Source organism: Psychrobacter urativorans (genome assembly GCF_904846695.1).
Lineage (GTDB): Bacteria > Pseudomonadota > Gammaproteobacteria > Pseudomonadales > Moraxellaceae > Psychrobacter > Psychrobacter urativorans.
In genome coordinates, this window is record NZ_CAJHBR010000001.1 from 197,869 (window position 1) to 222,872 (window position 25,004).

Genomic DNA, 25,004 nt, shown 5'->3' on the forward strand with positions numbered 1-25,004 from the left:
GTTGGGCGGAGCTTGCGACCCCCAACATCTCGATAGTGCAATATTCATCTGTTGACTCTCGACACCCACCTAGAATTATTTTTCAATATAAGCTGAGCATAACCTAAAAGTTTATAACCATAGCTGGAAACCAGAAGCGTGGGATAAGGACGGTGCGTGGATACGTATGTTCCGTAACGCTCGTGCTTGGGTTCGTTAAGATATAGGTTAAGTTAACTTAAAGTCTTGTTTTACACATAAAAAAAGATGGGCTCAAAGCTCACCTTTTTTGTGTTTAGTGTATATTGCGATAACTAACTCTCTTGAAATCTGTGAAAGGTTTTATAACTATAGTGAGCAATAAAACACTAATTCATTTTCTTTATGTCTTTCAAAGTATACTTGGGTTTAGCTTGTCCCACCTGAATAACGTTAAATTCTACTGTAACAGGTTTATGCAGGTATTCACGATTTATCACGTCAGGGTCTTCAAATGAAGAGTCAATCTTTCCCTTTATTAAAGTTTTATCAGAATATTCCACAAATTCAAAGGTCCTAGAGTTAGGTAAGACCCCTTGAAAAGCACCCTTATACTCTTCAGTAAATTCAGTAATATTATCTTCTGAAAGGCGTGAAATAAGTTTACTCAAGACTTCTTGCGAATTGATACGTATTAATTTCTTATTAAATTCCATTGCGAACAAAGCTTCACTACGGAGCATTAATTCAAGAAATTCATATACTTTACGAACAGCTCTTGGATGTATCTCATTAATTACATCACTGATTTGCTCGTCTGTGCCATCAATACCATATTGTAGTAGTTTTTGTATATCATCAATAGCTTCCTCAGTTCCATTCCGTCCTGCTAGCAAGTCATAATCAGGTTCTGGCAACTCTAATTCGAAGCCAAATGAACCTGTTGCAGTACCTGTTATCAATAATTGATGCTGCTCTCTATTTGGTATAGGCCCTGAAAAACGCAAATTATTATTCAAACTAGCAACTACACTGGTAATCATATCGTTTAAGCTATCAATAGCTTTACCAGAAAACTCAGCTGTAATACCATAACTTTTATGGACTGGTTTACCTCTGAATGTAAAAATAGTCTTTTTCACTAATCTGTGAGTGTCAACTTTATTAATTGCAGCTTGAACACTCTTTAAACGTGACTCTAGGCTCATCCTATCGACAATAGCATAAGATGGTGTTTCTTCAATTAGGCTTTCAAGTGTACTTTTTTCAGCAAGTAACTTTTTATAGTCAATTTCACGCATGATTAGACTCTATCTTTAATTCAGAAAGATACTTCATAGCTTCGTTATCATCACTGGGAGACAAAGGAATAACAAAGAAACCTTTCCATATATCAGTATCTCTTTGATGAGACCACATACTGTACCAATAAGTACATTTTCTAATACTTGCTTCGTTAAAGCCTAAATCCATATCTACCCAATAAGAATCAACCTTGTATTTATTTTTAGCTGTTGGGTTGTCAAATAAATGGATATTTCTCTGAGCCCAGTTAGGATAGTCAGGTATAGTATGATAGAAGTTGCTAAAAGTTACTATATCGATATCGTTTGGGGCACGGTCAGCAATTGACTCTACATTTTCAGCAAAACTTCCGTTTACCCATTGGAAACCTGTTTCAATACCAGAAGAGTATATTGCTTGCCTATATGCTAAAAAGCCAATGAGTATTTCAATTCGTTCAGATGAAAAGGCAAAGTCTTTTATAAATTTATTGATATTAATGCTGTATGGTGAGCGATTATAACTATGACCTTCTTCATTGAGCGCGACTGGCGGTATTACTCCCCTTATATTCCACATTCTATATCTCTTAAATTTTTATGTAAGTGCCAAATGCCTTTGAAAAACTTATTATAAGTCTCAAGTATAAGCTGATTTTACGGTTTAAGCTAAGCTTATTAAGTGCAATTCCAGTCTAATGCTAAGGCGTAGCGTTTATTTAAGTAATTCTTAATCATAGTATTTAGAATTGTATAATTTCTTAAACCCATTAATTCTATATAAGAATTGTGCAAAATAAACTATCTCATATAATTTTTATAAATATACAGCATCTAATCGAAATGTTTTTCATCTAATTAATTATCCTTTGAACACCTCTGAGCCCCAGCAATCAACTCCCGAACCCGATCACTTTCCCTCAGCACACAAGCATCATAAGCAGAAAGCGGCTCAGACTCTTGTTCTTTCTCCTGATCTTGTTTGGCCTTTTCTGCTAAATATTCTGCAAGTTTATCCGCTTCAGAATCGCCCATAGTTTATCCCTCATATAATTTTTACCCTATAAAAAACGACACTGAAATCAGTGCCGTTTTAGAAGTCGTGACAATTTAAACCCTAACCACCACTCCTCAAATACTGATGCACTAGATTATCAATCCCAGCTTAAAATCACTTTACCGCATTGTCCACTCTCCATGATATCAAAGCCTTCTTGAAAGTCATCAATGTGCATACGATGAGTAATGATGGGCGACAGATCAATACCGCTAATCAGCATTTGCTCCATCTGATACCACGTCTCCCACATCTCACGGCCATAAATACCCTTTAGGGTTAATGCCTTAAAAATAATCTTGCTCCAATCTACCGTAGTAGTGTTAGGCAAAATACCTAAGAGAGAGATTTTAGAGCCGTTATACATATTACTAATCATGGAATCAAAGGCCTGAGGGGAGCCTGACATCTCAAGCCCAATATCGAAGCCGTGCATCTTTAACTCAGCAATAGCACCTTCGATGGTTTCACCCTTGGCTGGGTTTATGGTCATCGTCGCGCCCATTTTTTTGGCAAGTGCTAAGCGATAATCACTGATATCACTGACCACAATATTACGTGCCCCTGCGAAGCGACAAATCGCTGTTGCCATAGAGCCAATCAGTCCTGCACCCGTGATTAGCACATCTTCACCAAGCACAGGGAATGAAAGGGCAGTATGCGTGGCATTACCAAAGGGGTCCATAATGGCGGCCATCTCATCGCTGATACGCTCATCGAGCTTGATGACATTATCAGCAGGTATCACCAAGTATTCAGCAAAAGCGCCATCGCGGTCGACGCCTACGCCTATTGTGTTTTCACACACATGTAGCTTACCACGGCGGCAGTTACGGCAATGCCCGCAAGCGATATGTCCTTCGCCTGTCACTCGATCACCCACCTCAAAATGCTGCACGCCATCGCCTATTTCGCTAATGATACCGACGTATTCGTGTCCGATTATCATCGGCGTCTTGATGGTTCTTTGTGACCATTCATCCCATTTGTAAATGTGCAAATCTGTACCACAAATGGCGGTTTTTTTAATTTTAATTTTAACGTCATTGATGCCAACAGTAGGTTCTGGCATGTCTTGCATCCAAATGCCTTTTTTGGCATGGGTTTTAACTAGTGCTTTCATACTTTTCTCTTATTTAACGGTGTTGTACTTAATGGTTGCCTTTAGATAAATACCGCACCACGCTTAATCAATCACCTTCATTTGCTTGGCGACTTTGATAAAGGCGGTGATACACTTGTCTAGCTGCTCGCGAGTATGGGCGGCAGAGAGCTGGACACGGATGCGAGCCTCGTCTTTGGGTACGACAGGGTAGAAGAAGCCAATCACATAAATGCCCTCGTAGAGCAGTGCATCTGCCATTTGCTGGGAGACGTTGGCATCATAAAGCATAACCGCACAAATTGCCGATGCAGTGGGCTTAATATCGAAGCCCGCATCTTGCATTTTTTTGACAAAATAGGCGGTATTTTCATGCAGTTTATCTTGTAGGGTATTGTCTTGCGCTAGCATCTCAAATGCTTTTACCCCAGCTGCCGCCACCATGGGAGGAATGGAGTTTGAAAACAGATACGGGCGTGAGCGTTGACGCAACATCTCAACGATTTCTTTTTTACCCGTGGTAAAGCCGCCAATAGCACCGCCAAAGGCTTTGCCTAAGGTACCAGTGATCAGCTCAATGTCACCACGTAGATTGAACAATTCAGTCACGCCGCCACCAGTGTGACCGACCACGCCTGCTGAATGCGACTCGTCAATCATTACCATGGCATCATATTTTTGTGCCAACGCATAAATCTCATCCATTGGCGCCACATTACCATCCATCGAAAACACACCATCGGTCACAATCAAACGAAAACGCTGTGCTTGCGCCGCTTGTAACTGAGTCTCTAAATCTTGCATATCTGCATTGGCATAACGATAACGGGCCGCTTTACACAGGCGCACACCATCAATGATTGAAGCATGATTTAGCGAATCAGAAATAATAGCATCCTCGCCGGTTAACAATGGCTCAAAGGCACCACCATTGGCATCGAAACAGGCCGCATAAAGAATCGTATCTTCGGTATTAAAAAACTTAGAAATCGCCGCCTCTAATTGCTTATGCAAATCTTGTGTACCACAAATAAAACGCACCGATGACATGCCATAACCTGAGTTTTCGATAGCTTGGATAGCCGCCTTTTTAATCTCAGGGTGGTCAGACAATCCAAGGTAGTTATTGGCACAGAAGTTAAGCACTTCGCGACCATCGGCGATCTTGATTAGTGCATCTTGCGGAGAGGTGATAACTCGCTCGGTTTTATACAGTCCTGCCGCGCGTATGTCGCTGATTTCTTGTTGTAAGTGTTTCTGAAAGTCTTGATACATAAAGAGGCCTTTTTTAATATTATTGACGTTTGCTTAGGGTCTGTTGAATGTTCAATAGACCCTAATAATGTAGAGGCTAAGACTACTAATAGAATCAAATTATTTGCGTATTAATACGGATTAAGCACAGATATCTAAATACTGACGCACGACGTTATCCATACCTTGCTCTAGCGACTCAATCGTAAATGCATGACCAATCGATACCTCAGCAATATCACTAAGCGCGAGCAGATCAGCCAAATTGTTCAAATTCAAATCATGACCAGCATTGACGCGGATACCGTTTTGATTGGCTAAGGTAATACAATCGCTAAAGCGTTGCTGCACCTCATCGAACTGCTCGCCGCTATATGATCGCGCCCATTCTTCGGTATACATCTCGATCGTCTGTACATCGCTCTCGATGACCGCTTTGATTTGTTCAATATCAGGGTCGATAAACACCGCACAGCGCGTACCAAAGGCTTGTAGCTCTTTGCTTAACGTTGATAAAAATTCATGATGTTTGATGATATCAAAGCCGTGATCAGAGGTCAGCTGATCTTCACTGTCTGGCACAAGCGTACATTGATGCGGCTTTACTTCACGGATAATCTTCAAGAACTGCTCGTTTGGGTTGCCTTCGATATTGAACTCAATCTCTGGGTAATCGGTCAAAAACGCACTGATATCATAGACATCTTGGTATCTGATATGACGCTCATCAGGTCTTGGATGTACGGTAAAGCCTTTGACACCTAGATCAATCAGCTTCTTCACAAAGTACAACAGGTTGGGGTAGTCAGTACCGCGAGAGTTACGGATTAAAGCCAATTTATTCAAATTCACGCTAAACAATGTGCTCATAAAATTCCTTATACAGCTCGTTTATTATTGAAGAAATGATTAATAAAAATCATTGGTATCAGCATACTTCTTATTCAATGCTTTTAAAATAGCATAAGTCTCTAAGTCTACCGTTCCTGTTGGGTTACGGGGTCTAAAATGCAACTGAAAAGCATAAACCACATTGCGACTGGCTTTATCCCACTCATCACTATCATTGAGTTGATAACCATAATCTCTAAGAGCTTGCTTAATCTGAGGTATCGTGGCCGCTGCAAATGCGTTTGTATCCATAAAAGACAATTTATCAGCGTCATCATACCAAGCGCCAATGCCATACTCTGTATACAGTCGGTGCCACGGGAACTTCGCACCGGGGTCTATCTTGCGTGACGGTGCCATATCCGCATGACCAATGATATTCTTTGGTGAGATGCTATATCTGGCTGCCAAGTCTTTTACCAATTGGGCGACTTTTTTAATCTGTAATTCATCGAAGTCAACAAAGTGCTCATAAGGATGATAGTCGAGATTGCCGTTTTTTAAAGCGTTTCGATATTCATGCTTAATGCCGCTATTGACGATCTCAATGCCAATGGAGGTATCGTTAAGTATCGTTCTACCTGCAAAGCCGCCATTACCCGCATGCCAAGCACGTTCGCTTTCAGGCACTAAGTTATAAATCTTGTTATCGTCATGGTCCAAAATCAGATAGTGGGCGCTGACTTGACCCTTGGTCAAGGTATTTATAGATCTAGCATTATCTGAGACAGTGTAGTGCAGGATGATGGATTTGATTCGCTCGCTCTTGCCAGTGGCTTGATAGGTTTGGCTGTCTATAACGTAATTCTCAGTGTTAGCCACTTGGGAGGTTGTTGTCACGCAGCCTATTAAGGGCAATGTTAAGCCCAATGCTAAGAAAATATTTTTTACCATGAAATGCTCGGTGTAGGAATGATGTTTTTTCAAAGGGTAGTTCAGATTATGGTATTGTTAAGATGCTATTAAATGTCTATAGCTGTCTAGATAGACCCGCCAGTTATGCAAGATATTGTCATAGCCTAGCTTTTCAGTATTATCATGAGCAGGCATATAACTGATGAGTTTTTCCATATCTACAGGGTAACGGAAGTCAGCATAAACTTTATTGATTCTATCGTAATCAACACTACTATTTTCCATATTTTCATACAGCCAAAGTAGGATAATGTATCTCCATTTACTGCTTACTGAGTTCCGATCAATGTTCACGTCACTAGATATTAAGCTTAAAGGTTTGATGTCAGTATCTATATAAAAACTATCTAACAGCAGATTAACAGCCAATTCTAATAAGCTCTCATTATTAGGGTATTTAACTAATGACTTATCAACAATGTTAGCTAACTCTCTTAAATCGATTAGCTCATACCTTATGGCAAAACTGATTTCTTCTGCAGATAAAATGACGCTATGTTGTTGTAAAAAAGAAAAGGGAATATCAATACCTTTCATGATGGTTCTAATCTCTAGTTAGTATTGATTAACTCTTAATCTTCTTACGTAAAACCACTTTCCAACTCTCCTCTAAACACTCAATAGCTAGCCACGGCTCAATAACCTCTGCGGCAAACTTCTCTTTGGCGTTCGACAGTTGCCATAGCTTCTCTAACGTGGCAAACGGATAGGGACGCGCTATCAAATACACCGGCAAATCAGCACTAATCATCCCATCACGGACGACCTTAAAATACCAGCCAGCAATACCTTGCTTGCTGATCCATGAAGCGATGTTAGCCACCTCAGTAAACTGGCCGATCTGGTCATTGATTTTGTAACAAGGACGACGGGGTTGTACGATACGTAATTGCACGCTGTCGCTATCATTGCCATACTGAAAAACATCACCAATACAGACCGTTGATTCATCCATATCCGGTAAATCATTCACCGGCTCAGTGATAAGGTTTTCGCCCAAAGTGCCGATACGTACCTTTAAATCAAACTGCTTATTAATGAGACCATAAGTAGCAGTAGGCATCTGATGCACCGCTTTTAATGGGCCGCCATGATGCTTGCGATCGGCTTGCTCGTCAGTCGTCAAGCCCATAAAATTGACAGCAACAGGAGCCTTAACAGGCGCTTTATCAATGGCACTCAGTTGCTCACGGGAGAAGGGCATAGCTTTGCCAGCTCGAACATCGACTAAAGTTGCGATATGTAGCGGCAAGGTTTGATTAAAGTCATTTTTGCTTGGTTGCGTCAATGCTTGGCTTGCTTGGTTGCTCATAGGACCTCCTAAACGACAGTTATTTCATACGACAAATAGGGTTTAAATGATAGTAGCTATCTTAGCCCAACTCATACTGATTTTCAGCTTATTTACTCAGTCAATACAACTCGGTTTTATGCCTTTGGATCTTAGTTAGCTTAGTTATCTTAGTTTTATATACCTTAAGCTTATGCAGCCTAGTTTTAGCCAGCTTACTGTTATATAAATTGACCTTATGCCGCTTAATCTTGTGCAGCCTAAGGTTATACAAATTATAGCCATAAAAAAAGACCGGAATATTAATCCAGTCTTTTTAAGGTTAAAACCGTCAATAGCTAAGCACTAATAAACTAGCACTATAATAAATAGGGCTATTTGTTTTTATTACGGCGACCAGCGGTTTTCTTTTCACGCGGCACTGCAATTAGCTCAGCCAATTGCTCAGGTGATGACCATAGACCTTCAAGATCATAGAACTCACGAGCGGCTGGAATCATCATGTGCACAACTACGGCACCTAGATCTATTAGCGTCCAATCAGAATCGTTGCCACCTTCACGGCCAAGCGGCATAAAGCCTGCTTGTTTGGCATCAGCACCTAGATTGTCAGCCATAGCACGGACATGACGTTTTGATGTACCGTCAGCGATAACGATACGCTCCATAACATCAGTCAAGTCTTCTACATTCATTACAGTGATGTTCTTAGCTTTCATATCTTCTAAAGAATTTTGGACTAGTGCTAAGCACTCTTTTAAACGGTCATTCGACATAGTTGGAATCATAAAGATAAATCTCTTAAATAATCGATCATAATAAAAGTATAAGTAGTCGCTCTACATTAACGAGCTGTATAGGAGCATGCTAAAGGTAAAATGACAAAGATAGTGCAATTTTAACGGAATTAGAGCACAGAATATAGCTGATGAGTAATTATATATTGATAAACTTTAGGATTTAGCCAATTGGCTAAATTATTGCGCTTATTAACTGCGTATTTAGCAGACGGCAATGACTCAAAATCAGGTTTATAAAATTGTTGTCGAATCTCAGTACTAGAGACAGTTATGACTGAGCGAGTATCTATATAAATGCGTCCTTGCTGCTGGCTTTTCAAGGCCTCAAGCGAAAAGGATTTATGGCTCGATGTATTGCTCAATGACGGCTGGGTTAATAGTAACTCGATATACGACTCAGTCACTTGCTGTTGTAACTCATCGGGTAGTTGCAGCTTTAGCACGGCAGTATCCTGCGGTGATTGATTACGCTCAAATATCCATAAATGCAAGTAATCAGTCAATTGTAAGCCGCCTTTCCATTTTGCCAAGCTACGGGCGCTGTCCATACCCATAATAAAGATCAAGCAGTCATGAGGATAGCGCTGGCGCAGTATCCGCACGCTATCGATGCTATAGACTGGCGGCGTTTGCCACAGTTCAAGCTCATCTATCTGCAAGGGAGTGTCCTTAACGGCGAGCTTTAGCATCGCTAAACGATCAGCAGGATCAGTACTTTGCTCCTTAAAAGGAGAACGAGCATTGGGTAACAGCGCCACTTGTAGCTCACGCTGCTGCTCAGTGGCGATAGGCAACAGGCTGTTATAGACGCTCATCGCTATTTGAATATGTCCGCCATGCACTGGATCAAAGGAGCCACCAAGATAGGCACGAATGGCTGGCTGGGGTGTTTCAATAGTTTTAGCGACTGTAGGGCATGTGGCGCATGTAGCGTATGTATCAGGCATAAGTAAAAAGGCTAAATATAAGTCATATAGCGCTATTGTAGTGGGCAAGCAGCTTATTGTCATGTTGTCATGCACTAAAAAGCCGACTATCGTGATGATAATCGGCTGGATGCTATAAGAGATAGGGCTAGGGCACTTGTTCAGCTACACCTTGAATAAATTAAACAGCGTCACTATGCGCTTGAATGGCGGTCAAAGCGATGGTATAGACAATATCATCGACTAGTGCCCCACGTGATAAATCGTTTACCGGCTTATTGAGACCTTGTAGCATTGGCCCTACACTGATGACATTGGCGCTACGTTGTACCGCTTTATAAGTGGTGTTACCAGTGTTCAGATCAGGGAAGATAAATACATTGGCTTGTCCGGCAACTTTTGAGTCTGGGGCTTTTTGTTTGCCAACACTCATCACTGACGCCGCATCATATTGTAGAGGACCATCGACCGCTAGGGTAGGCTCACGCTCACGCACGATTGCTGTGGCACGTTTGACTTTTTCCACGTCAGCGCCAGAGCCTGAGGCACCCGTTGAATAACTGATCATCGCCACTTTAGGCTCAATTCCAAAGGCCGCCGCAGATTGTGCAGACTGAATGGCAATCTCAGCTAGCTCTTCTGCCGTTGGGTCTGGATTGATCGCACAGTCACCATAGACCACCACTTGCTCAGGCAACAGCATAAAGAATACTGACGACACTAGCGAGTACTGCGGTGCAGTCTTAATTAACTGAAACGCTGGCAGTACCGTATTGGCGGTAGTGTGAATAGCTCCAGACACTAAACCATCAACTTCATCTAGTAGCAGCATAACGGTCCCTAAATAGACCGTATCTTTGAGCTTTTCAGCGGCAGCTATATCAGTCGTTTTGCCTTTACGGGCGGCAACCACAGCAGCGATATATCTAGTCATGTCTAAGGTTTCAGGGTCGAGAATCTCTAGCCCTTCTGGTAATACTAAGCTACGGTTTTTGGCCACTTGTTCAACGTCGCTGCGTTTAGCAAGCAATACACAGTTAGCGATACCACGGCTTTGACAGATACAGGCGGCCTCTATTGTGCGCGGCTCAGAACCTTCTGGCAGTACTACCCGTTTTTTGGCTAGCTGTGCTTTTTTAACCACTTGATGGCGAAAGGCAGCAGGAGACAGGCGCGGGGTATACTCACCACTGAAGTACTCTTTGATCCAGCTTAGATCTAAGTGGGCGGCTACGTAGCGCGTGACTTCTTGCGCACGCTCAGTATCATCGCTTGGAATCTCAGAGCTCATATGCAACAGATTCTGTACGGTCTCAAAGCTGTCAGTCTCGACACTCATCACCGGAATACCAGTCTTGAGCGCTGATTGCCATAATTCAGCAACGGTTTCGTTGGGCATCACCCCACCAGTTAGCACAATACCTGCTAGTGGAATGCCGTTAATACAAGCCAATCCAGCGGCTAATAATAGATCATCACGATCACCTGGGACTACAATCAGAGTGCCACGTTTGAATATTTCATCGACACGGGCTACTGAACGGGCGGTTAAACTGATGTTATTGATACGGCGAGTCTTAGCCTCACCGACATTCAACCACGTGGCGTCAAGCTCAGCGGCGATATCCCAAGTGCGAGGTACTGATAGTGAGTCACTAAAAGGCACTACTCCAATCAGGCGGAATTGATCAGTATTAAAATGCGGCGATAAACGCTGGACGTTTTCTATGAATTTTTCATCAAGGCTGAATACCGCTTCACCTGGAGCTACGGGTTGAGCGTCAAAAGTGTTAGGCACATCGACACGCATCAAGATACAGCCTAGCGTACGCTCATCAGCGATACCGCCAAACTCACGACCATGAACATCGAGCTTATCGGCTAACAAGGCAGGATTATTAGTATCAGCCGTACTGACAAAGATAATCTTGGCATCTAAAGCGTGGGCAATAGCACGGTTGATTTGTGAGGCATAAGAAGCTTCAGTGGTGGGCACTAAGCCTTCACAGATGATGACATCTTGATCATTACCGATTGACTGGAAGCTCTCAACGACTTGTTCCATTAGATCATCAAGGTTGCCATCACCGATCATACGTTCAACGTGTTGACGGCTGATAGATTGTGGAGGGTTGAGACCAAAAGCATGCATAATCAAGGCGCTGGAGCTGTCGAGACTATTTTGTTTATCGAGAGTATCATCTTGCAAAAACGGCTTCATAAAAGCAGCTTTAACGCCATTATAATCTAGAGCACGGATGAGACCGAGTGCGGCGGAAGTGACACCGATACCACGGCTAATAGGGACAAGTAAAATGGTTTGCATAGCGTATCCTATAGTTTATTTGGTTTTTTAAACTAACAAGCGCTGCTGTTTTAATAGTATCAGCAGTGTCTACTGGTGACTATTCAACACGCTCTAAACCGAGTGCTTGACGAGTTTCTTGCGCAATGCGGCATTCTTCATCGGTTGGGATAACCCACAGCTCGATACTACTATCAGCACTTTGGAAGCTGCCTTCTGCACCGCCAACCAATGACTTGTTTTTGTCAGTATCGAACTTGATACCGAAGTGACGCATAACCTCTAAGATACGAGCACGAGTGCTTGCCGAGTTCTCACCGATACCGCCAGTAAAGATAATGCCAGTAAATACCGGCATAGCACAGCTGAGGCTGGCTAAGTATTTTCCTACACGGTAGCAAAACATATCAATCGCTAGCTGCGCATCGGCATGGCCTTCACTAGCGGCTTGCTCGATAGTACGCAAGTCATTCGATAACCCTGAGATACCGAGTAGACCGCTTTCACTATTAAGCATCTTATCGATTTCTTCTAGACTCATACCGAGTAGACGCTTTAAATGAATGTGTAGTCCAGGATCGACATCACCACTACGAGTCCCCATCATCAAGCCTTCAAGCGGCGTCAGACCCATGCTAGTGTCTAAGCTCTTGCCATCATAGACCGCCGTCGCAGAACAACCATTACCCAAATGTGCCGTTAACCAGCCATGCGGACCTTTGGCTTCGGTGAGGGCACTGCCACGTTCAGAGACGTAAGCGTGTGAAGTACCATGGAAACCATAGCGACGAATTTTTTCATCTTCATACAGGGCTTTTGGGATCGGGTAGCGATAGGCAACGGGCGGCATAGTTTGGTGAAAGGCGGTATCAAAAACCACCACTTGTGGAATATCAGGATAGATAGCTTGTACTGCTTCAATACCTAAAGCATTAGCAGGGTTATGCAAAGGTGCTAGGATCTTTAGACGTTTTACTTCTGAGAGTACATGATCGTCGACCCGTACAGCTTCTGAGTACTCACGACCACCATGAACGCCGCGATGACCAACAGCAATAAAGTGATACTGCTCAAGCAATTCAAGAATCTTTTGTAACGCCAGCTTATGACGACCGCCAGGGATTGAGATTTCAATCTTTTTGCCATCTAACGTAGTATGCTTAATACGCGCCGTATCTAGGCCCAAGTTTTCTGCAAGACCTGTAATACGAGTAGATTCATCTTCGCTAATTAAGGCATATTTAATCGAAGAAGAACCGCAGTTCAAAACTAGTGTTGGGTTAGTTAATTGGTGAGTACCAGTAGTCTGATCGCTAAAAGTGGAATTGCTGAGGCTGTCACTCATAATCTATCCTTAGATGGTGTTTTATAATTAGGTAATCATAACGGATTAACCGCTGTTGAACAAATAGAAATAAGCGGAGAGTCGACTAATGTATATTAGCTGACAGCCCTTTTATTTCAGGGGTTGACAGTGACTAGTTAATTTCAAATTACTGACATTGTAGGTCATTAAAATGCTTACTGTTTTAGGATCAAAATAGCTAGCAGTAAAGATAAAGTAGAGTAGCTTATTAATTATACCCTGATGACTATAAGGTTTTATCTTGGCGCTCGTCAAGAGTTTAATAGAGCCCGTTATCGGCTAATAGCTTAGCTGGCATAGCAGTACAAGCATTGATCCAAATTGTAAGTAAAGTTGTCCAATAGTTTTTGACTATGCCATATAGCTACTAGCAGCAGCTATAAAATTTATCAGGCTACCCTCAATAGTGAATAAACAGCGGTTGGTAGGGCAATAATTCTTGCTATAATTAGCGACTAAATAAACTCGATCAATGCACAGCTTTATAGATTAATGCTATGATCAATGGCCGTAGAGCGTAGAGTAGGCTAGCTGTTTCAATACTTTCGTAAAGTATCTATAACTGGTCTTTATGATGATTTTTCATAAAGGCTGTTTATCGCTACAGGCTGTTTATGATTAAACGCTATCAATCGTTACTTGCTCTGCACTACTGAATTTACTTATAGCCAAAGGTTATCTGTTGTTAAGGCTAATATTTTGCTCAGTGCAATGTATTATTGAGCAACAGTTCCTGCTATCAATCAGCTCGTCACTCTCTTGGGTACTCCCTTATGATAATAATCAACAAAGCCTTTTTATCTACAAAATATGCCCTTATAGTACTAAGTTTAGCGGTATTAACTATGACTGGCTGTGGTCAAAAGGGCAGCCTATATTTAGCAGATAGCGATAGTCAAATGGTCTCTAATAGCTCTGGGGTTCTACAAAGTACTAGCAACCCACAAGATGCTGCTTTTGCTGGAATTGACGATAATGACTATCAGAAAAATCTCTACTTGGAGCAAGAGCAAGCATTCCCTGAAGTCAGTGATGATCCTAATGATTATTAATAGAGGCTTATCAACAGAAGCTTATTAATATAGGCTTATTAATAAATGATGGTTGTTTATCGATGATTGATAAGTAACTATTACCAAGTATTTATCAATCATAAGCTTATGAGTTACAAAACACTTAGCCATAGGCAGTAATAATCAGTACTCAATAAGCCAGATACTCTTTATCGTTTAATCGGTAAAAATTGCTCCGAGTTAAACACCAGCTGTTGCAAAGCAGCTCGACTATATAACCTTGATGACCTGACCAAATTAGAGATATAACTATGAGTAATTCTACTTCGCCAGCTGATGTGACTAATACGCCAACCTATGCTAGTAACTGCCCTGATGTCACAGTGCAAACCGAGCAAGGCTTGTATATTAACCCTACTGCGCTAACGGCACACTTGCCAGCATTAGCGTATCGCAATAACACTCTGTATATGGAAGATATCAGTATCGATGAATTGGCTAAGCGTTATGCTACGCCTTGCTATATCTATTCAAAACAGGCGATAGTAGCCGTCTATCAGGACTATAGCGATAGTTTTGCAGCTATTGAGCATCAAATTTGTTATGCGGTAAAAGCCAATTCTAATCTTGCTGTTTTAGGAGTGTTAGCGCAAGCAGGTGCTGGCTTCGATATCGTTTCACGTGGTGAGCTGATGCGAGTGTTAGCCGCTGGTGGCAAAGCGTCAAAGGTAGTGTTTTCAGGGGTAGGTAAGACAGCTGATGATATCGAGTTTGCCCTCAATCAAGGCATTAGCTGCTTCAACGTAGAGTCTGTTAATGAGCTGATATTAATCAATAAAGTTGCCCAGCAGCTCAATAAATCGGCACCGATATCATTACGGGTTAATCCAGATGTCGATGCTAATACTCATCCGTATATCTCAACGGGGCTCAAAGATAATAAATTTGGTATTGCCCACGATAAAGCAGTAGCGGTATACCAACAAGCCGCAGCCATGTCACATATCGATATTATTGGTATTGACTGTCATATTGGCTCCCAGCTAACCGAAGTCGCGCCTTTTATTGCCGCTTTAGATAAGTTAATTGAGCTTATTCAAAATTTAGCGGATAAAGGTATTCAACTTAAGCATATTGATTTAGGCGGTGGTCTTGGGGTGCGTTATATCGATGAAGCACCAATTACTATAGCTGAGTTTGCTCAAGCTTTATTACCCAAACTAACAACGCTAGGTCTAAAAGTATTCTTTGAGCCAGGTCGCAGTATGGTCGCTAATGCTGGTATCTTGCTTACTCGTGTCGATATACTAAAGCCCACTGAGCATAAGAACTTCGCTATCGTTGATGCCGCCATGAATGATTTGATTCGTCCGGCACTTTATCAAGCTGAGATGGCAGTGATTCCAGCTGTATTGTCGAGTGTCGATGCAGATATTGAAGCTATGCAGGCGTGGGATATTGTTGGCGCTATCTGTGAGACTGGCGACTTTTTAGCCAAAGATCGTCTATTGAATTTAGCTGGTAATGATCTATTAGCTATTACTGGTGCTGGCGCTTATGGCATGGTGATGAGTAGTAATTATAATACCCGCCCCCGTGCTGCTGAGGTAATGGTGGCAGGTACTCAGCATCAGCTGATTCGTAAACGCGAAAGCATCGAAGAGTTATATGCTTCTGAAACTTTATGGTCAGCTGACCAATAGCCGCTCATAACGAATGCTGCATAAGTCGCGCCTGACGATTAGCAATAAGGCTAGGAGTTTTATAAGCCTAAGGTAGTCAGTGCTATCACCAGTAAGAACCCCATTGTTAAACTAACAGTGGGGATTTTTTTTGCCTAGTTTCAGATGAAAATAAGCTCGCCCAAGCCACTGCGATTGTTATCATTGTGCTATACAGCGTGCTACTATAACGCATACATAAAAATAGAATGGGACACAAGGATATGCTAATAGAATTTACCAAAATGCATGGTCTGGGTAATGATTTTATGGTTATCGATCTGGTGACCCAGCGTTTGGAATTAACCAAAGAGCTAGTACAGCTCCTCGGCGATCGACATTTAGGCATTGGCTTTGATCAGCTATTAGTAGTAGAGCCACCGATGCGCCCTGATGTGGATTTTAGTTATCGTATCTTTAATGCTGATGGCTCAGAAGTTGAGCAGTGCGGTAATGGGGCTCGCTGTTTTGCTCGCTTCGTTCAAGCGCGCAAACTATCGTTTAAGCAGCGTCTACGAGTAGAGACAGCCAGCGGTGTTATTGCTCTAACTACCGATCGCTATGGTTGGGTAGAAGTAGATATGGGTAAACCAAAGTTCGAGCCCAATGAGATTCCTTTTACTCCCAAATCAACTACCAAAATTCAGAACGCCTACCATATTGATGTCGCAGGCACACCAGTACAGTTATACGTGGCCAATATGGGCAACCCCCATGCGGTGATCAAAGTTGACGATATTTTAGCAGTTGATATCGAAAAACTAGGTAAAGCTATCGAGGGGCATCCTGCTTTTCCTAATCGAGTCAATGTCGGCTTTATGCAAGTGATGAACCAGCGTCATATTCGTTTACGTGTGTATGAGCGTGGGGTTGGAGAGACTCAAGCTTGTGGCACTGGTGCTTGTGCGGCAGTGGCCGTTGGGGTGCGTGAAGGCTGGCTCGATGAAGGAGAAGATGTGCGCACGCAGCTGTATGGTGGCAGTTTAGTGGTGCGTTGGCAGCCGGGCTATTCGGTGATGATGACTGGACCGACGGCATTCGTTTATGAAGGTGTATTCAGCCCTGATGGACTGATGGCACAATCGGGAATTAAAGCCAATCCGAGTTAATTTAGTTAGCCCAAGGAGTGCTGATATCTATGGATATTGAATCCCTATTAAGCACAGAACCAGATAATGCTCTAGCCGAATTACTAGTACCAGTACAACGCTGGCTAGAGGTGCTGGCAGTGCGCAACCATTCTGAGCATACTCTTAGTGCTTATTTTGCTGGGGTCAATCAGCTCGCGTTATTTATACGGGGTAAGCGTTTAACTTGGACACGCTGTGACAAGCGTCAATTGGCTCAGCATATCAGTCAGCGCCTTGATGAGGACAAGCTAGCTCTGTCTAGTGTGCAGCAGGAGCTGTCCGCCATTCGGCATTTTTACGGTTGGCTGATTGAAGAAGGGCTGGCCCGTATTAATCCAAGCACTGGCTACCAGCTCAAACGTAGTCCTAGACCCTTACCTTCGATAGCGGATATCGATCTACTAACTCAGTTACTTGATCAGTCCAGCCCTGACACTCCAGAACAAGCCCGCTTATGGTTACGGGATAAAGCGATGTTTGAGCTGCTGTATAGTAGCGGTCTACGAGTAGGTGAGCTTGTGGCTCTAGATAGTAGTGATATCGACTTGGCTGATCTACGAGTACGAGTGACTGGGAAAGGTAATAAGACCCGCTTAGTGCCTATAGGGGCCAAAGCGGCGGCGGCTATCAAGCGTTACTTGCCGCATCGCAACTTATGGGTCGAGCAGCAAGACTCTGCGCTATTTATTAGCGAAAAGCTCGGTACTCGGTTATCCAGTCGTGCGGTACAACAGCGCCTAAAAGTAGCGGCAACCCGAGCCGGTATTGCCCAAAATATGTATCCGCATCTATTACGTCATTGCTTCGCCTCACACTTGTTATCGGGTAGCGGTGATCTACGTGCTGTGCAAGAGATGCTTGGTCATAGCGATATCAGTACTACTCAGATCTATACTCACGTTGACTTTGCTAAGCTCACCCAAGTCTATGATCGCGCTCACCCACGTGCCACTCATCGGCCAACTGATAATGAGCAATACTTGCCTTTATTATAAGGCCCTATTAAAGCTGTACTACAGCAGATTTAGGCCAAGCGATGACAGTGAAAAATAGGCATACTTTGGCGTCCTTGCTGCTGCGCTAGTTTGTCTAAACTGGCGAACACTAGCGCATAGTCGTTGACTTGATTGGCTGCTACTTTGTCAATCTCGCTATGCTGATAGCTAGCGACAATAGTGCCATCGAAAGCGCTAATCGCTGCATGTCCCCAAGTTTGACGCACTGTACCGTTTCTATAATGATGATCACCGCCTTGTGCCGCACCAATCACCATACATTGGCTGTCCAAAGCACGTGCTTGTAATAATAGCGACCAATGCGCTTGACCGGTCATATAAGTAAAGGCCGCAGGCGCACTGAGCAGCTCAGCTCCTGCTTGGCGTAAACGTTGGGCCAGCGCTGGAAAACGTAGATCAAAACACACCATCATACCCAATTGATAAACCTCATTCTTGAGCTCAATCGGTGTCACTACCGTCTGCGTGCCAGGCTCAAAGGTCAAGGCTTCGTTATAGCTGCCTTGCTTGTCAGCGACAGTAGCGGTAAACAGATGGATCTTATCGTAACGTGCGACGACTTTGCCAGCAGGGCTAAACAGTAAGCTGACTTGGCGCATACGACCATCAGGAACGATCACCCCATCAGGACGATAAGGACAAGGTAGAGAACCGGCAAGCACGTATACTTTATGAGCATAAGCGTAGTCAGCGATAGTCGCTGATAACTCATCAAAACGCTGAGCAGTAGCAAGCTGTTCGCCCATACTACAACAGTTCTCTGGGAGTATTACTAGCTGCGCTCCTTGTGCACTAGCCACGCTAATAGCTGACTTTATGGTGGCTAAATTGGCGCTAATATCTTGTTGGCTATTCATCTGTACAGCAGCTACAGTAAGGTTATTCATAGTTGATTCTCAATGGTTATTTTTGCTAGTTGCTTTTAATAAAGCCTTTAATAACTTTTTAATAGAGCCTTTGATAGTTAGCTTTCAATAGACAGTCTTTAACTGAGCGCTAACTATTTAAGATTTTACTAGGATTAGGTTTGCTGTTTTTTGACTATAACTCTCACGATTGAGCTACAAATGAACAGCTAATCACTCAACAATAATAACTTATAACCACTAATTATGGCTCGGCAGGATATAGATTACCATAGCAACAGACGGATAAAAAATGCTATCGTCAAGGCTTATAGGTTGATTACACTGTTAAATCATAGCAACCAACAACCGCTATTACCAAAATTTTATTAATACTGGAGTGCAATAATCTGTCTATGAGTATGTCATTCGGATTGGCAGCCACGCTAAGTACCTCACAGAAACTTACCCCCCAAATGCAGCAGGCGATCAAACTGTTGCAGCTCTCTAGTCTTGAGTTGGCACAAGAGGTTCAAGCCAAATTAGATAACAATCCTTTGCTAGAGCGAGTCGAAGATGATGAAGATAGTAATGAGGACGACTATGAGCTTAGTGTAGCTGATGAGTGTTTGACCTTAGAGATGTGGAATGAGGATAGCTTAGCTGCTTCAGCAACTAATGACTCTGACAGTAGCAATACCGTCAATAGCGCCGATCAACAAGAGATAGATAGCTTGGATAAGTTACAACAAGCCAGTATCGATAACGAGGCTATGGATAACAGTAACGATAGCTACGCCAGTTTAGATAGTGATAACTACGATTATAGTAGTGCTGAGAGCAGCAACTATGCCTCTGTTGCTGGTTCAACGACCAATTATACTGGCTATGACGATCCCGACAGCTACCAAGGCAGCACTAGCGCTACTATTCAAGACTATGTGCGCTGGCAACTAAACTTTAAACGGCTGTCCGATACCGATACCTTGATTGCTGATTATTTAGTGGACTCCATGGATGATATGGGTTTTGTCCGGCTCGATATCGAGGAGCTGCTACAGAGTTTCCAGACTATGGGCAGCTTCTATCAATGGGAGGCTCAAATTCAGGCTGACGAGATAGTGGCGGTACTACGAATTATTCAGTCTTGCGACCCTTTAGGGGTTGGTGCTCGCCATTTGAACGAATGTCTTAGTATCCAGCTACAAAAACTGGATCCTTCTACTGAATTTTTGGCGCAAGCACAAGCCTTACTTAAAGCCAGTGAGCATCTAGTTAGCAATAATATCAAAGCTTTAACCGATATCACAGGCTTAGTGCCAGAAGAGATTACTCCAGCGCTCAGCTTATTACGTACCTTAAACCCTGCGCCCGGCTTAGCTTTTCAAAGCCGTCAGCCAGAATATACTCAGTTGCCAGAGAGCTATGATATTCCAGATGTACTAGTTACGCCGTTACGCCGTGATGTACCAGCAGCTAATGTCAGTGCTAGCAGCAATAACACTAACCAGCAATTAGATAGCAGCCAGAATAACTCAGCTATAATTGAGGGCTGGCATGTGCGCCTCAATCCGGATACTTTGCCTAAACTACGAGTTAATCAAGAGTACGCCAATTTGGTCAAACGTGGTGATGAGAGTCCCGAAAATCAATATTTACGCGATAATCTAATCGATGCTCGCTTATTCATTCGTAGTATTGAAGAGCGTAATCAAAATTTATTAAAAGTATCCACTAGCATTATTTATCGCCAACAAGCGTTTTTGCAATATGGCGCTAAAGCTATGCAGCCTCTAATATTAAAAGCTATTGCCGAAGAGGTAGATCTACACGAATCTACGGTTTCACGACTGACTACTAGTAAGACTATTCTGACTCCACAAGGGTTATTCTCCCTTAAATACTTTTTTTCATCGCATGTCAGTAGTAGCGATGGCGATGTATCTTCTACCGCTATTAGTGCGATGATTAAGCAAATGATTACTGATGAAGATATGAAGAAGCCGCTTTCTGATAGTCGGTTGCAAGCTTGTTTGCATGAAGAAGGTATCGATATTGCTCGGCGCACGGTGGCTAAATATCGTGAAGCTTTAGGTATAGGCTCCTCTACTCAACGCAAACAAAAGTATTAGTTGTGACTAATAATAGAATAAATTAAAACAAAATTTTTTGATTATATAGAATTGAGTAAAAAAGCCTAGCTTCTGTTACATTTAATTACAACAACCTACCTTGCTACTCTCGGGGTTTCATGACAAATTAGAGAGGTATTAATAGCAAAAACCAATACTTTTTAAATGTGGTTTATAAGGGCTTTTAAGAGTAGAGGCTCTCTACATTGAATAAAGAATTGGCGTTATTGATAAGGTAAGGTGGTTAGGCTAGTTTGCCTAATCGCTAGTGATATAAAGTTATGAACATAAGGATAATAATATGAATGTTTCTATCAGTGGTCACCATATCAGCGTAACCGATGCCATGAATACAGCTGTACGCGAAAAATTAGAAAAAATTGAGCGTCATTTTGATCAAATTCAAAGCATCCAAGTAATTTTGTCATTAGACAATAGTGGTGCCAGCGATGGTGGTCAAAAAAGCCATAAAGCCGAAGCTATCATGCGAGTTTCAGGCAAAGAGATGTTTGTACAATCTTTTGATGACGATATGTATAAAGCTATTAACGATATGGCCGATAAGCTTGAGAGACAAGTGCGTAAATACAAGACTCGTCAGGAAGGTAAAAAGACTCAAGGTGCTGGACGTGATGGACGTTACGTAGATAATGACATTGCTGATGCAGAGCCTGTAGTATAAGAGGCAGAGACCTTGTAGTCAGAGTAATAGTAGCAATAGCAGTAGGAGAGACCAACAGTGAGGATGCGACAGTAGTTTTTACAACAACTAAATAGTAAGCCTTTGATCGGTGCGGCACTAGCCACAATTAGTGATAATCATAATACTAAAACATGATTGTAGTCATGCCAAGTCGATCAATCTCTTCACTACCCTGTTATTACCTGTTGATGATAAAAAAAGACCTCAAACGTATAATTCGTTGAGGTCTTTTTTATGGCTGCTATTTTATTTTGCTTGTCGCTGATGAATCACCGAATAAATTTATGAATTAGTCTAAAGCTTAAGCATTATATTAAAGACTCAACCACCGCCTACCGCTTGGACCACTTCAATACTCATACCCTCAGTGATACGTAGCGTAGTAAGCTCGCTTTTAGGAATCAGTTCACCATCGACCTCAACCGCATAACGACCAGTACTCAACCCCAGCTCATTGATTACTAACTGCACGGTCTGATGAGTAGTTTGTAATGTTTTGCCGTTGACTATAATCTTACTCATAATATTTTCCGGTAATGGTTTGATAAGTGACTAGTAGCTAAAAGTAAATCGCTTATTGATGATAGCTGACTAACGATCTTTTGTTAACCGCATTATTAGGATATCTAGCACGCAAAATGATTGGTTTCTATAACGCGTTATTACCTAAACGAAAGGCTGTGACCGCTAGCCATAGCCAGCCTGCAATCATCAGGAGCCCACCGATAGGAGTAATAGCTCCAAACCAACGTGGTGCTCCTAAAGTCATCGCATAGAGACTACCGGCGAATATAATCACCCCCAGCTGTAATAACCAGGCACTAGTTTGGCTAGCATAATTGAGACGAATTAATAGGCCAACTAGCAGTAATCCTAGAGCATGGGCTAATAAATATAGAGTTGCGGTATGCCACCAAGCCAGTTGTTCAGCATTGGCTATACCTTTGAGACCATGAGCGCCGAAAGCACCTAAAGCAACCGCTAGAGCCATATTGAGAGCCGCAATACCTATCCAATTTACCATGGTCTAACCTTTGAAGTGATTATCGACTATCTAGCTATTAACTACCCACTATTAACCAATCTCAGTTGGGGTAGAGGTTTGCTGCTATTAATAAATAGTTAATAACTAGTGCTACTGATCGCTATAGATAGTGATGGCAAGTGCTATTGAATGTCATCGGGCAAAATCACACTATCAATAGTCATCGCATCACGAATTTTATCCATGGCATTCTTCTCGATCTGACGCACTCGCTCTGCTGAGATGGAGTAGACCGCTGCCAACTCATGCAGAGTGGATTTTTGCTCAGTGAGCCAGCGTTGCTCAACAATATCACGTGAGCGATCATCCAAGGTATCCATCGCCGCTATCAGCGCTGATGAGTTATTCTCTTCCCAATCAGCTTCTTCTACCATTTCGGCAGGGTCAATACCATCTTCTAAGAATAACTGCGGTGCGTAGCGACCATCATCGTCATCACTTGATTGGGTCTCAAAAGAAGCATCGTAAGAGGTCAAACGCGATTCCATCTCTAGTACTTGTTTACGAGTAACATTGAGATCGTTGGCAATCGCATCGGCTTCTTCTAAAGTCAGCTGATTATTAGTCTTTTTTAGACTGCGTAGATTGAAGAACAGTTTGCGGTGAGCTTTAGTGGTAGCGACTTTGACGATGCGCCAATTGCGAATCACAAACTCATGTATTTCAGCCTTGATCCAATGCACTGCAAAAGATACTAAGCGTACGCCTTTATTAGGATCAAAGCGTTTGACTGCTTTCATCAAGCCCAAATTACCCTCTTGAATCAAGTCAGCTTGTGGCAGACCATAACCTGAGTAACTACGAGCAATATGAATGACAAAACGCAAATGTGACATCACTAATAATCGTGCTGCCTCAACATCGCCTTCATCGAAATAACGATGAGCCAACTCTTGCTCTTGGGTGGTAGTCAAGATAGGGATTTGATGTACAGTATTGATATAAGCACCCAAATTCACCCCAGGCGCAGACAGATGGGTCGGCATAGCTGGTACTAAATCACGAGTGCTAGTATCTTCTAAAGCACTAGCATCATAAGGCGGACGTTGAGCTGCAGCCTTAAGCGCGGCTTCACGCGCAGGATTTATTTCAGCATCAGGCTGATCATTAGCGGGCTTTTTATCCGCTTTTTTACTAACCGTTTTTTCTACTTTATCTTGTTGCACACTAGTAGCTTTAGCCGTTTTGCTTTGATTATCGTTACCTTCGATTAGCGCATCTTTTAGCTTTGCATCTTTCATTTTAGTATTTTTTGCCTCAGGGCTATTTGGTTTTACAGTTTTTGCTTTTGCACGCTTGGCTTGGGTGCTTTTTACGATTGCGGTCTTAGGATCATTATTTTGAGTTGTCGTCACCGATTCAGTAGCCATATTTTTGACCTTGATTAATAGAAGATAAGTAAACAAAGTTACTGTTTAGATTGAACTTAAAGTTAATGCTTAAAGTTACTGGGCAAATTTGCTATAGAGAGGAAATAGGCAAAATTTTATTATCTTGATTGTAAAGGATAGCAAGGCTTAGTTGCTATCAGTTTTGGTAATGATGAAGTGAAATATTGTATCGAAACTTGCACTAGTCTTAGTTTCAATAGATGCTGGCATAGTTTGGTCAGTAGTGCTTTTATTTAGTATCAGCTGTAACCCTAAAGCATTGCTTGCTTGCTGAGTGTGCTGACAAAAAGCAGTGATATCGGCCCGTGAATTGGGATCAGTAGCAATGACATATAGCGAATCACCGATAGCCAGATTACGTAGTGCTACTTTAGTTTTTAGCAGGGGCATAGGACAAGCCAAACCTCGACCATCGACTAAGGCTTTAATAGTGACCCCATTATTATGTGCTCGTTCAGTGCTTAAACTAGCCGTATCCGACTGAATATCACTGATATAACCTGCTGGCAATAGGCGCAAGTTAGTGACAATCATATCTTTATCAGAGGCTACTAAGGTTGGTGCTAAGCACACTAAGTAGGGCTGGGATGAGATACTATTCGAGCAGTTATCAGCGTTCATAGCAATAGCCTTGGATACCTTGGTTTTATTATGAGGGAGTTACTTGGTAATGCGAAAATGCAAGATCGCTGTTAGTTGTTTATTAGCAGCCAGTCACCAGCAATTAAGGACAAGCTACTAAGCGCAGTAGACTGATTATAACAAACTAGCGCCACAGCAAAGTTGTTGTTTGTGAGCACTACTATTAATACCATTATTAAAATTATCAATGATAGCTAATAGCATTACTGAACAGTAAG

The 25,004-nt window shown here is 42.4% G+C and carries 24 protein-coding genes; 6 read left to right on the forward strand and 18 right to left on the reverse strand.

The window, feature by feature from the left end; genetic code table 11:
- Positions 1-347: 347 nt before the first annotated feature.
- The 13 genes from JMY09_RS00820 to JMY09_RS00880 form a co-directional block, all read right to left on the reverse strand.
- Positions 348-1,259 carry a hypothetical protein gene (locus JMY09_RS00820; RefSeq protein ID WP_201621689.1) on the reverse strand — a complete coding sequence of 304 codons (912 nt, stop codon included), beginning with the start codon at positions 1,257-1,259 and terminating at the stop codon, positions 348-350.
- Positions 1,252-1,821 (reverse strand): DUF6932 family protein, encoded by a 570-nt coding sequence (locus tag JMY09_RS00825; RefSeq protein ID WP_201621690.1) that lies wholly within the window; start codon positions 1,819-1,821, stop codon positions 1,252-1,254. The genes JMY09_RS00820 and JMY09_RS00825 overlap by 8 nt, the downstream gene beginning before the upstream one ends.
- Before the next feature lie 278 nt (positions 1,822-2,099).
- Positions 2,100-2,276 carry a hypothetical protein gene (locus JMY09_RS00830; protein ID WP_201621691.1) on the reverse strand — a complete coding sequence of 59 codons (177 nt, stop codon included), beginning with the start codon at positions 2,274-2,276 and terminating at the stop codon, positions 2,100-2,102.
- A 119-nt stretch (positions 2,277-2,395) separates the two neighbouring features.
- Positions 2,396-3,421, reverse strand: coding sequence for an L-threonine 3-dehydrogenase (tdh, locus tag JMY09_RS00835; protein WP_201621692.1), 1,026 nt, complete (start codon positions 3,419-3,421; stop codon positions 2,396-2,398).
- A 63-nt stretch (positions 3,422-3,484) separates the two neighbouring features.
- Positions 3,485-4,675, reverse strand: a complete 1,191-nt coding sequence (gene kbl, locus JMY09_RS00840; RefSeq protein WP_201621693.1) for a glycine C-acetyltransferase — start codon at positions 4,673-4,675, stop codon at positions 3,485-3,487.
- 120 nt (positions 4,676-4,795) lie between these two features.
- Positions 4,796-5,524 carry a pyridoxine 5'-phosphate synthase gene (locus JMY09_RS00845; protein WP_201621694.1) on the reverse strand — a complete coding sequence of 243 codons (729 nt, stop codon included), beginning with the start codon at positions 5,522-5,524 and terminating at the stop codon, positions 4,796-4,798.
- A 39-nt stretch (positions 5,525-5,563) separates the two neighbouring features.
- Entirely contained in the window at positions 5,564-6,439 is an 876-nt protein-coding gene (locus JMY09_RS00850) for an N-acetylmuramoyl-L-alanine amidase (RefSeq protein WP_201621695.1), read from the reverse strand.
- A 57-nt stretch (positions 6,440-6,496) separates the two neighbouring features.
- Entirely contained in the window at positions 6,497-6,997 is a 501-nt protein-coding gene (locus JMY09_RS00855) for a DUF2247 family protein (protein ID WP_201621696.1), read from the reverse strand.
- 28 nt (positions 6,998-7,025) lie between these two features.
- Entirely contained in the window at positions 7,026-7,772 is a 747-nt protein-coding gene (locus tag JMY09_RS00860) for an MOSC domain-containing protein (protein ID WP_201621697.1), read from the reverse strand.
- 353 nt (positions 7,773-8,125) lie between these two features.
- Positions 8,126-8,527, reverse strand: coding sequence for a ribosome silencing factor (gene rsfS, locus JMY09_RS00865; protein ID WP_373416579.1), 402 nt, complete (start codon positions 8,525-8,527; stop codon positions 8,126-8,128).
- A 131-nt stretch (positions 8,528-8,658) separates the two neighbouring features.
- Complete coding sequence (locus JMY09_RS00870; RefSeq protein WP_201621699.1) at positions 8,659-9,498, reverse strand: nicotinate-nicotinamide nucleotide adenylyltransferase; 840 nt, start codon at positions 9,496-9,498, stop codon at positions 8,659-8,661.
- A 160-nt stretch (positions 9,499-9,658) separates the two neighbouring features.
- Positions 9,659-11,803, reverse strand: a complete 2,145-nt coding sequence (gene pta / locus JMY09_RS00875) for a phosphate acetyltransferase (protein ID WP_201621700.1) — start codon at positions 11,801-11,803, stop codon at positions 9,659-9,661.
- A gap of 79 nt (positions 11,804-11,882) precedes the next feature.
- Positions 11,883-13,127, reverse strand: coding sequence for an acetate/propionate family kinase (locus tag JMY09_RS00880; RefSeq protein ID WP_201621701.1), 1,245 nt, complete (start codon positions 13,125-13,127; stop codon positions 11,883-11,885).
- 794 nt (positions 13,128-13,921) lie between these two features.
- On the opposite strand from JMY09_RS00880, the gene lptM reads away from it, so the two are divergent.
- From lptM to JMY09_RS00900, 4 genes are all read left to right on the forward strand, one after another.
- On the forward strand, positions 13,922-14,200 hold the full coding sequence (gene lptM / locus JMY09_RS00885; RefSeq protein ID WP_201621702.1) for an LPS translocon maturation chaperone LptM: 279 nt from the start codon (positions 13,922-13,924) through the stop codon (positions 14,198-14,200).
- A gap of 272 nt (positions 14,201-14,472) precedes the next feature.
- On the forward strand, positions 14,473-15,864 hold the full coding sequence (lysA, locus tag JMY09_RS00890; protein WP_201621703.1) for a diaminopimelate decarboxylase: 1,392 nt from the start codon (positions 14,473-14,475) through the stop codon (positions 15,862-15,864).
- Positions 15,865-16,106: 242 nt separating this feature from the next.
- The gene (dapF, locus tag JMY09_RS00895) at positions 16,107-16,991 is read left to right on the forward strand and encodes a diaminopimelate epimerase (RefSeq protein WP_201621704.1); all 885 of its coding nucleotides are present in this window, start codon (positions 16,107-16,109) and stop codon (positions 16,989-16,991) included.
- A gap of 29 nt (positions 16,992-17,020) precedes the next feature.
- Entirely contained in the window at positions 17,021-18,007 is a 987-nt protein-coding gene (locus JMY09_RS00900) for a tyrosine recombinase XerC (protein ID WP_201621705.1), read from the forward strand.
- A gap of 29 nt (positions 18,008-18,036) precedes the next feature.
- Here the strand turns inward: JMY09_RS00900 and JMY09_RS00905 are convergent, their stop codons facing one another.
- Positions 18,037-18,915 carry a nitrilase-related carbon-nitrogen hydrolase gene (locus JMY09_RS00905; protein WP_201621706.1) on the reverse strand — a complete coding sequence of 293 codons (879 nt, stop codon included), beginning with the start codon at positions 18,913-18,915 and terminating at the stop codon, positions 18,037-18,039.
- A gap of 374 nt (positions 18,916-19,289) precedes the next feature.
- On the opposite strand from JMY09_RS00905, the gene JMY09_RS00910 reads away from it, so the two are divergent.
- On the forward strand, positions 19,290-21,005 hold the full coding sequence (locus tag JMY09_RS00910) for an RNA polymerase factor sigma-54 (RefSeq protein ID WP_201621707.1): 1,716 nt from the start codon (positions 19,290-19,292) through the stop codon (positions 21,003-21,005).
- Between the two features lie 301 nt (positions 21,006-21,306).
- The gene (gene hpf, locus JMY09_RS00915; RefSeq protein WP_201621708.1) at positions 21,307-21,687 is read left to right on the forward strand and encodes a ribosome hibernation-promoting factor, HPF/YfiA family; all 381 of its coding nucleotides are present in this window, start codon (positions 21,307-21,309) and stop codon (positions 21,685-21,687) included.
- 342 nt (positions 21,688-22,029) lie between these two features.
- On the opposite strand, the gene thiS is transcribed toward hpf, so the two are convergent.
- The 4 genes from thiS to JMY09_RS00935 form a co-directional block, all read right to left on the reverse strand.
- Positions 22,030-22,230: a sulfur carrier protein ThiS gene (gene thiS / locus JMY09_RS00920; protein WP_201621709.1), complete on the reverse strand. Its 201-nt coding sequence runs from the start codon at positions 22,228-22,230 to the stop codon at positions 22,030-22,032.
- Between the two features lie 127 nt (positions 22,231-22,357).
- Positions 22,358-22,732 (reverse strand): DUF423 domain-containing protein, encoded by a 375-nt coding sequence (locus JMY09_RS00925; RefSeq protein ID WP_201621710.1) that lies wholly within the window; start codon positions 22,730-22,732, stop codon positions 22,358-22,360.
- A 143-nt stretch (positions 22,733-22,875) separates the two neighbouring features.
- Complete coding sequence (gene rpoH / locus JMY09_RS00930; protein WP_201621943.1) at positions 22,876-23,739, reverse strand: RNA polymerase sigma factor RpoH; 864 nt, start codon at positions 23,737-23,739, stop codon at positions 22,876-22,878.
- Positions 23,740-24,270: 531 nt separating this feature from the next.
- Positions 24,271-24,765, reverse strand: coding sequence for a sulfurtransferase TusA family protein (locus JMY09_RS00935; RefSeq protein ID WP_201621711.1), 495 nt, complete (start codon positions 24,763-24,765; stop codon positions 24,271-24,273).
- Between the last annotated feature and the right edge of the window lie 239 nt (positions 24,766-25,004).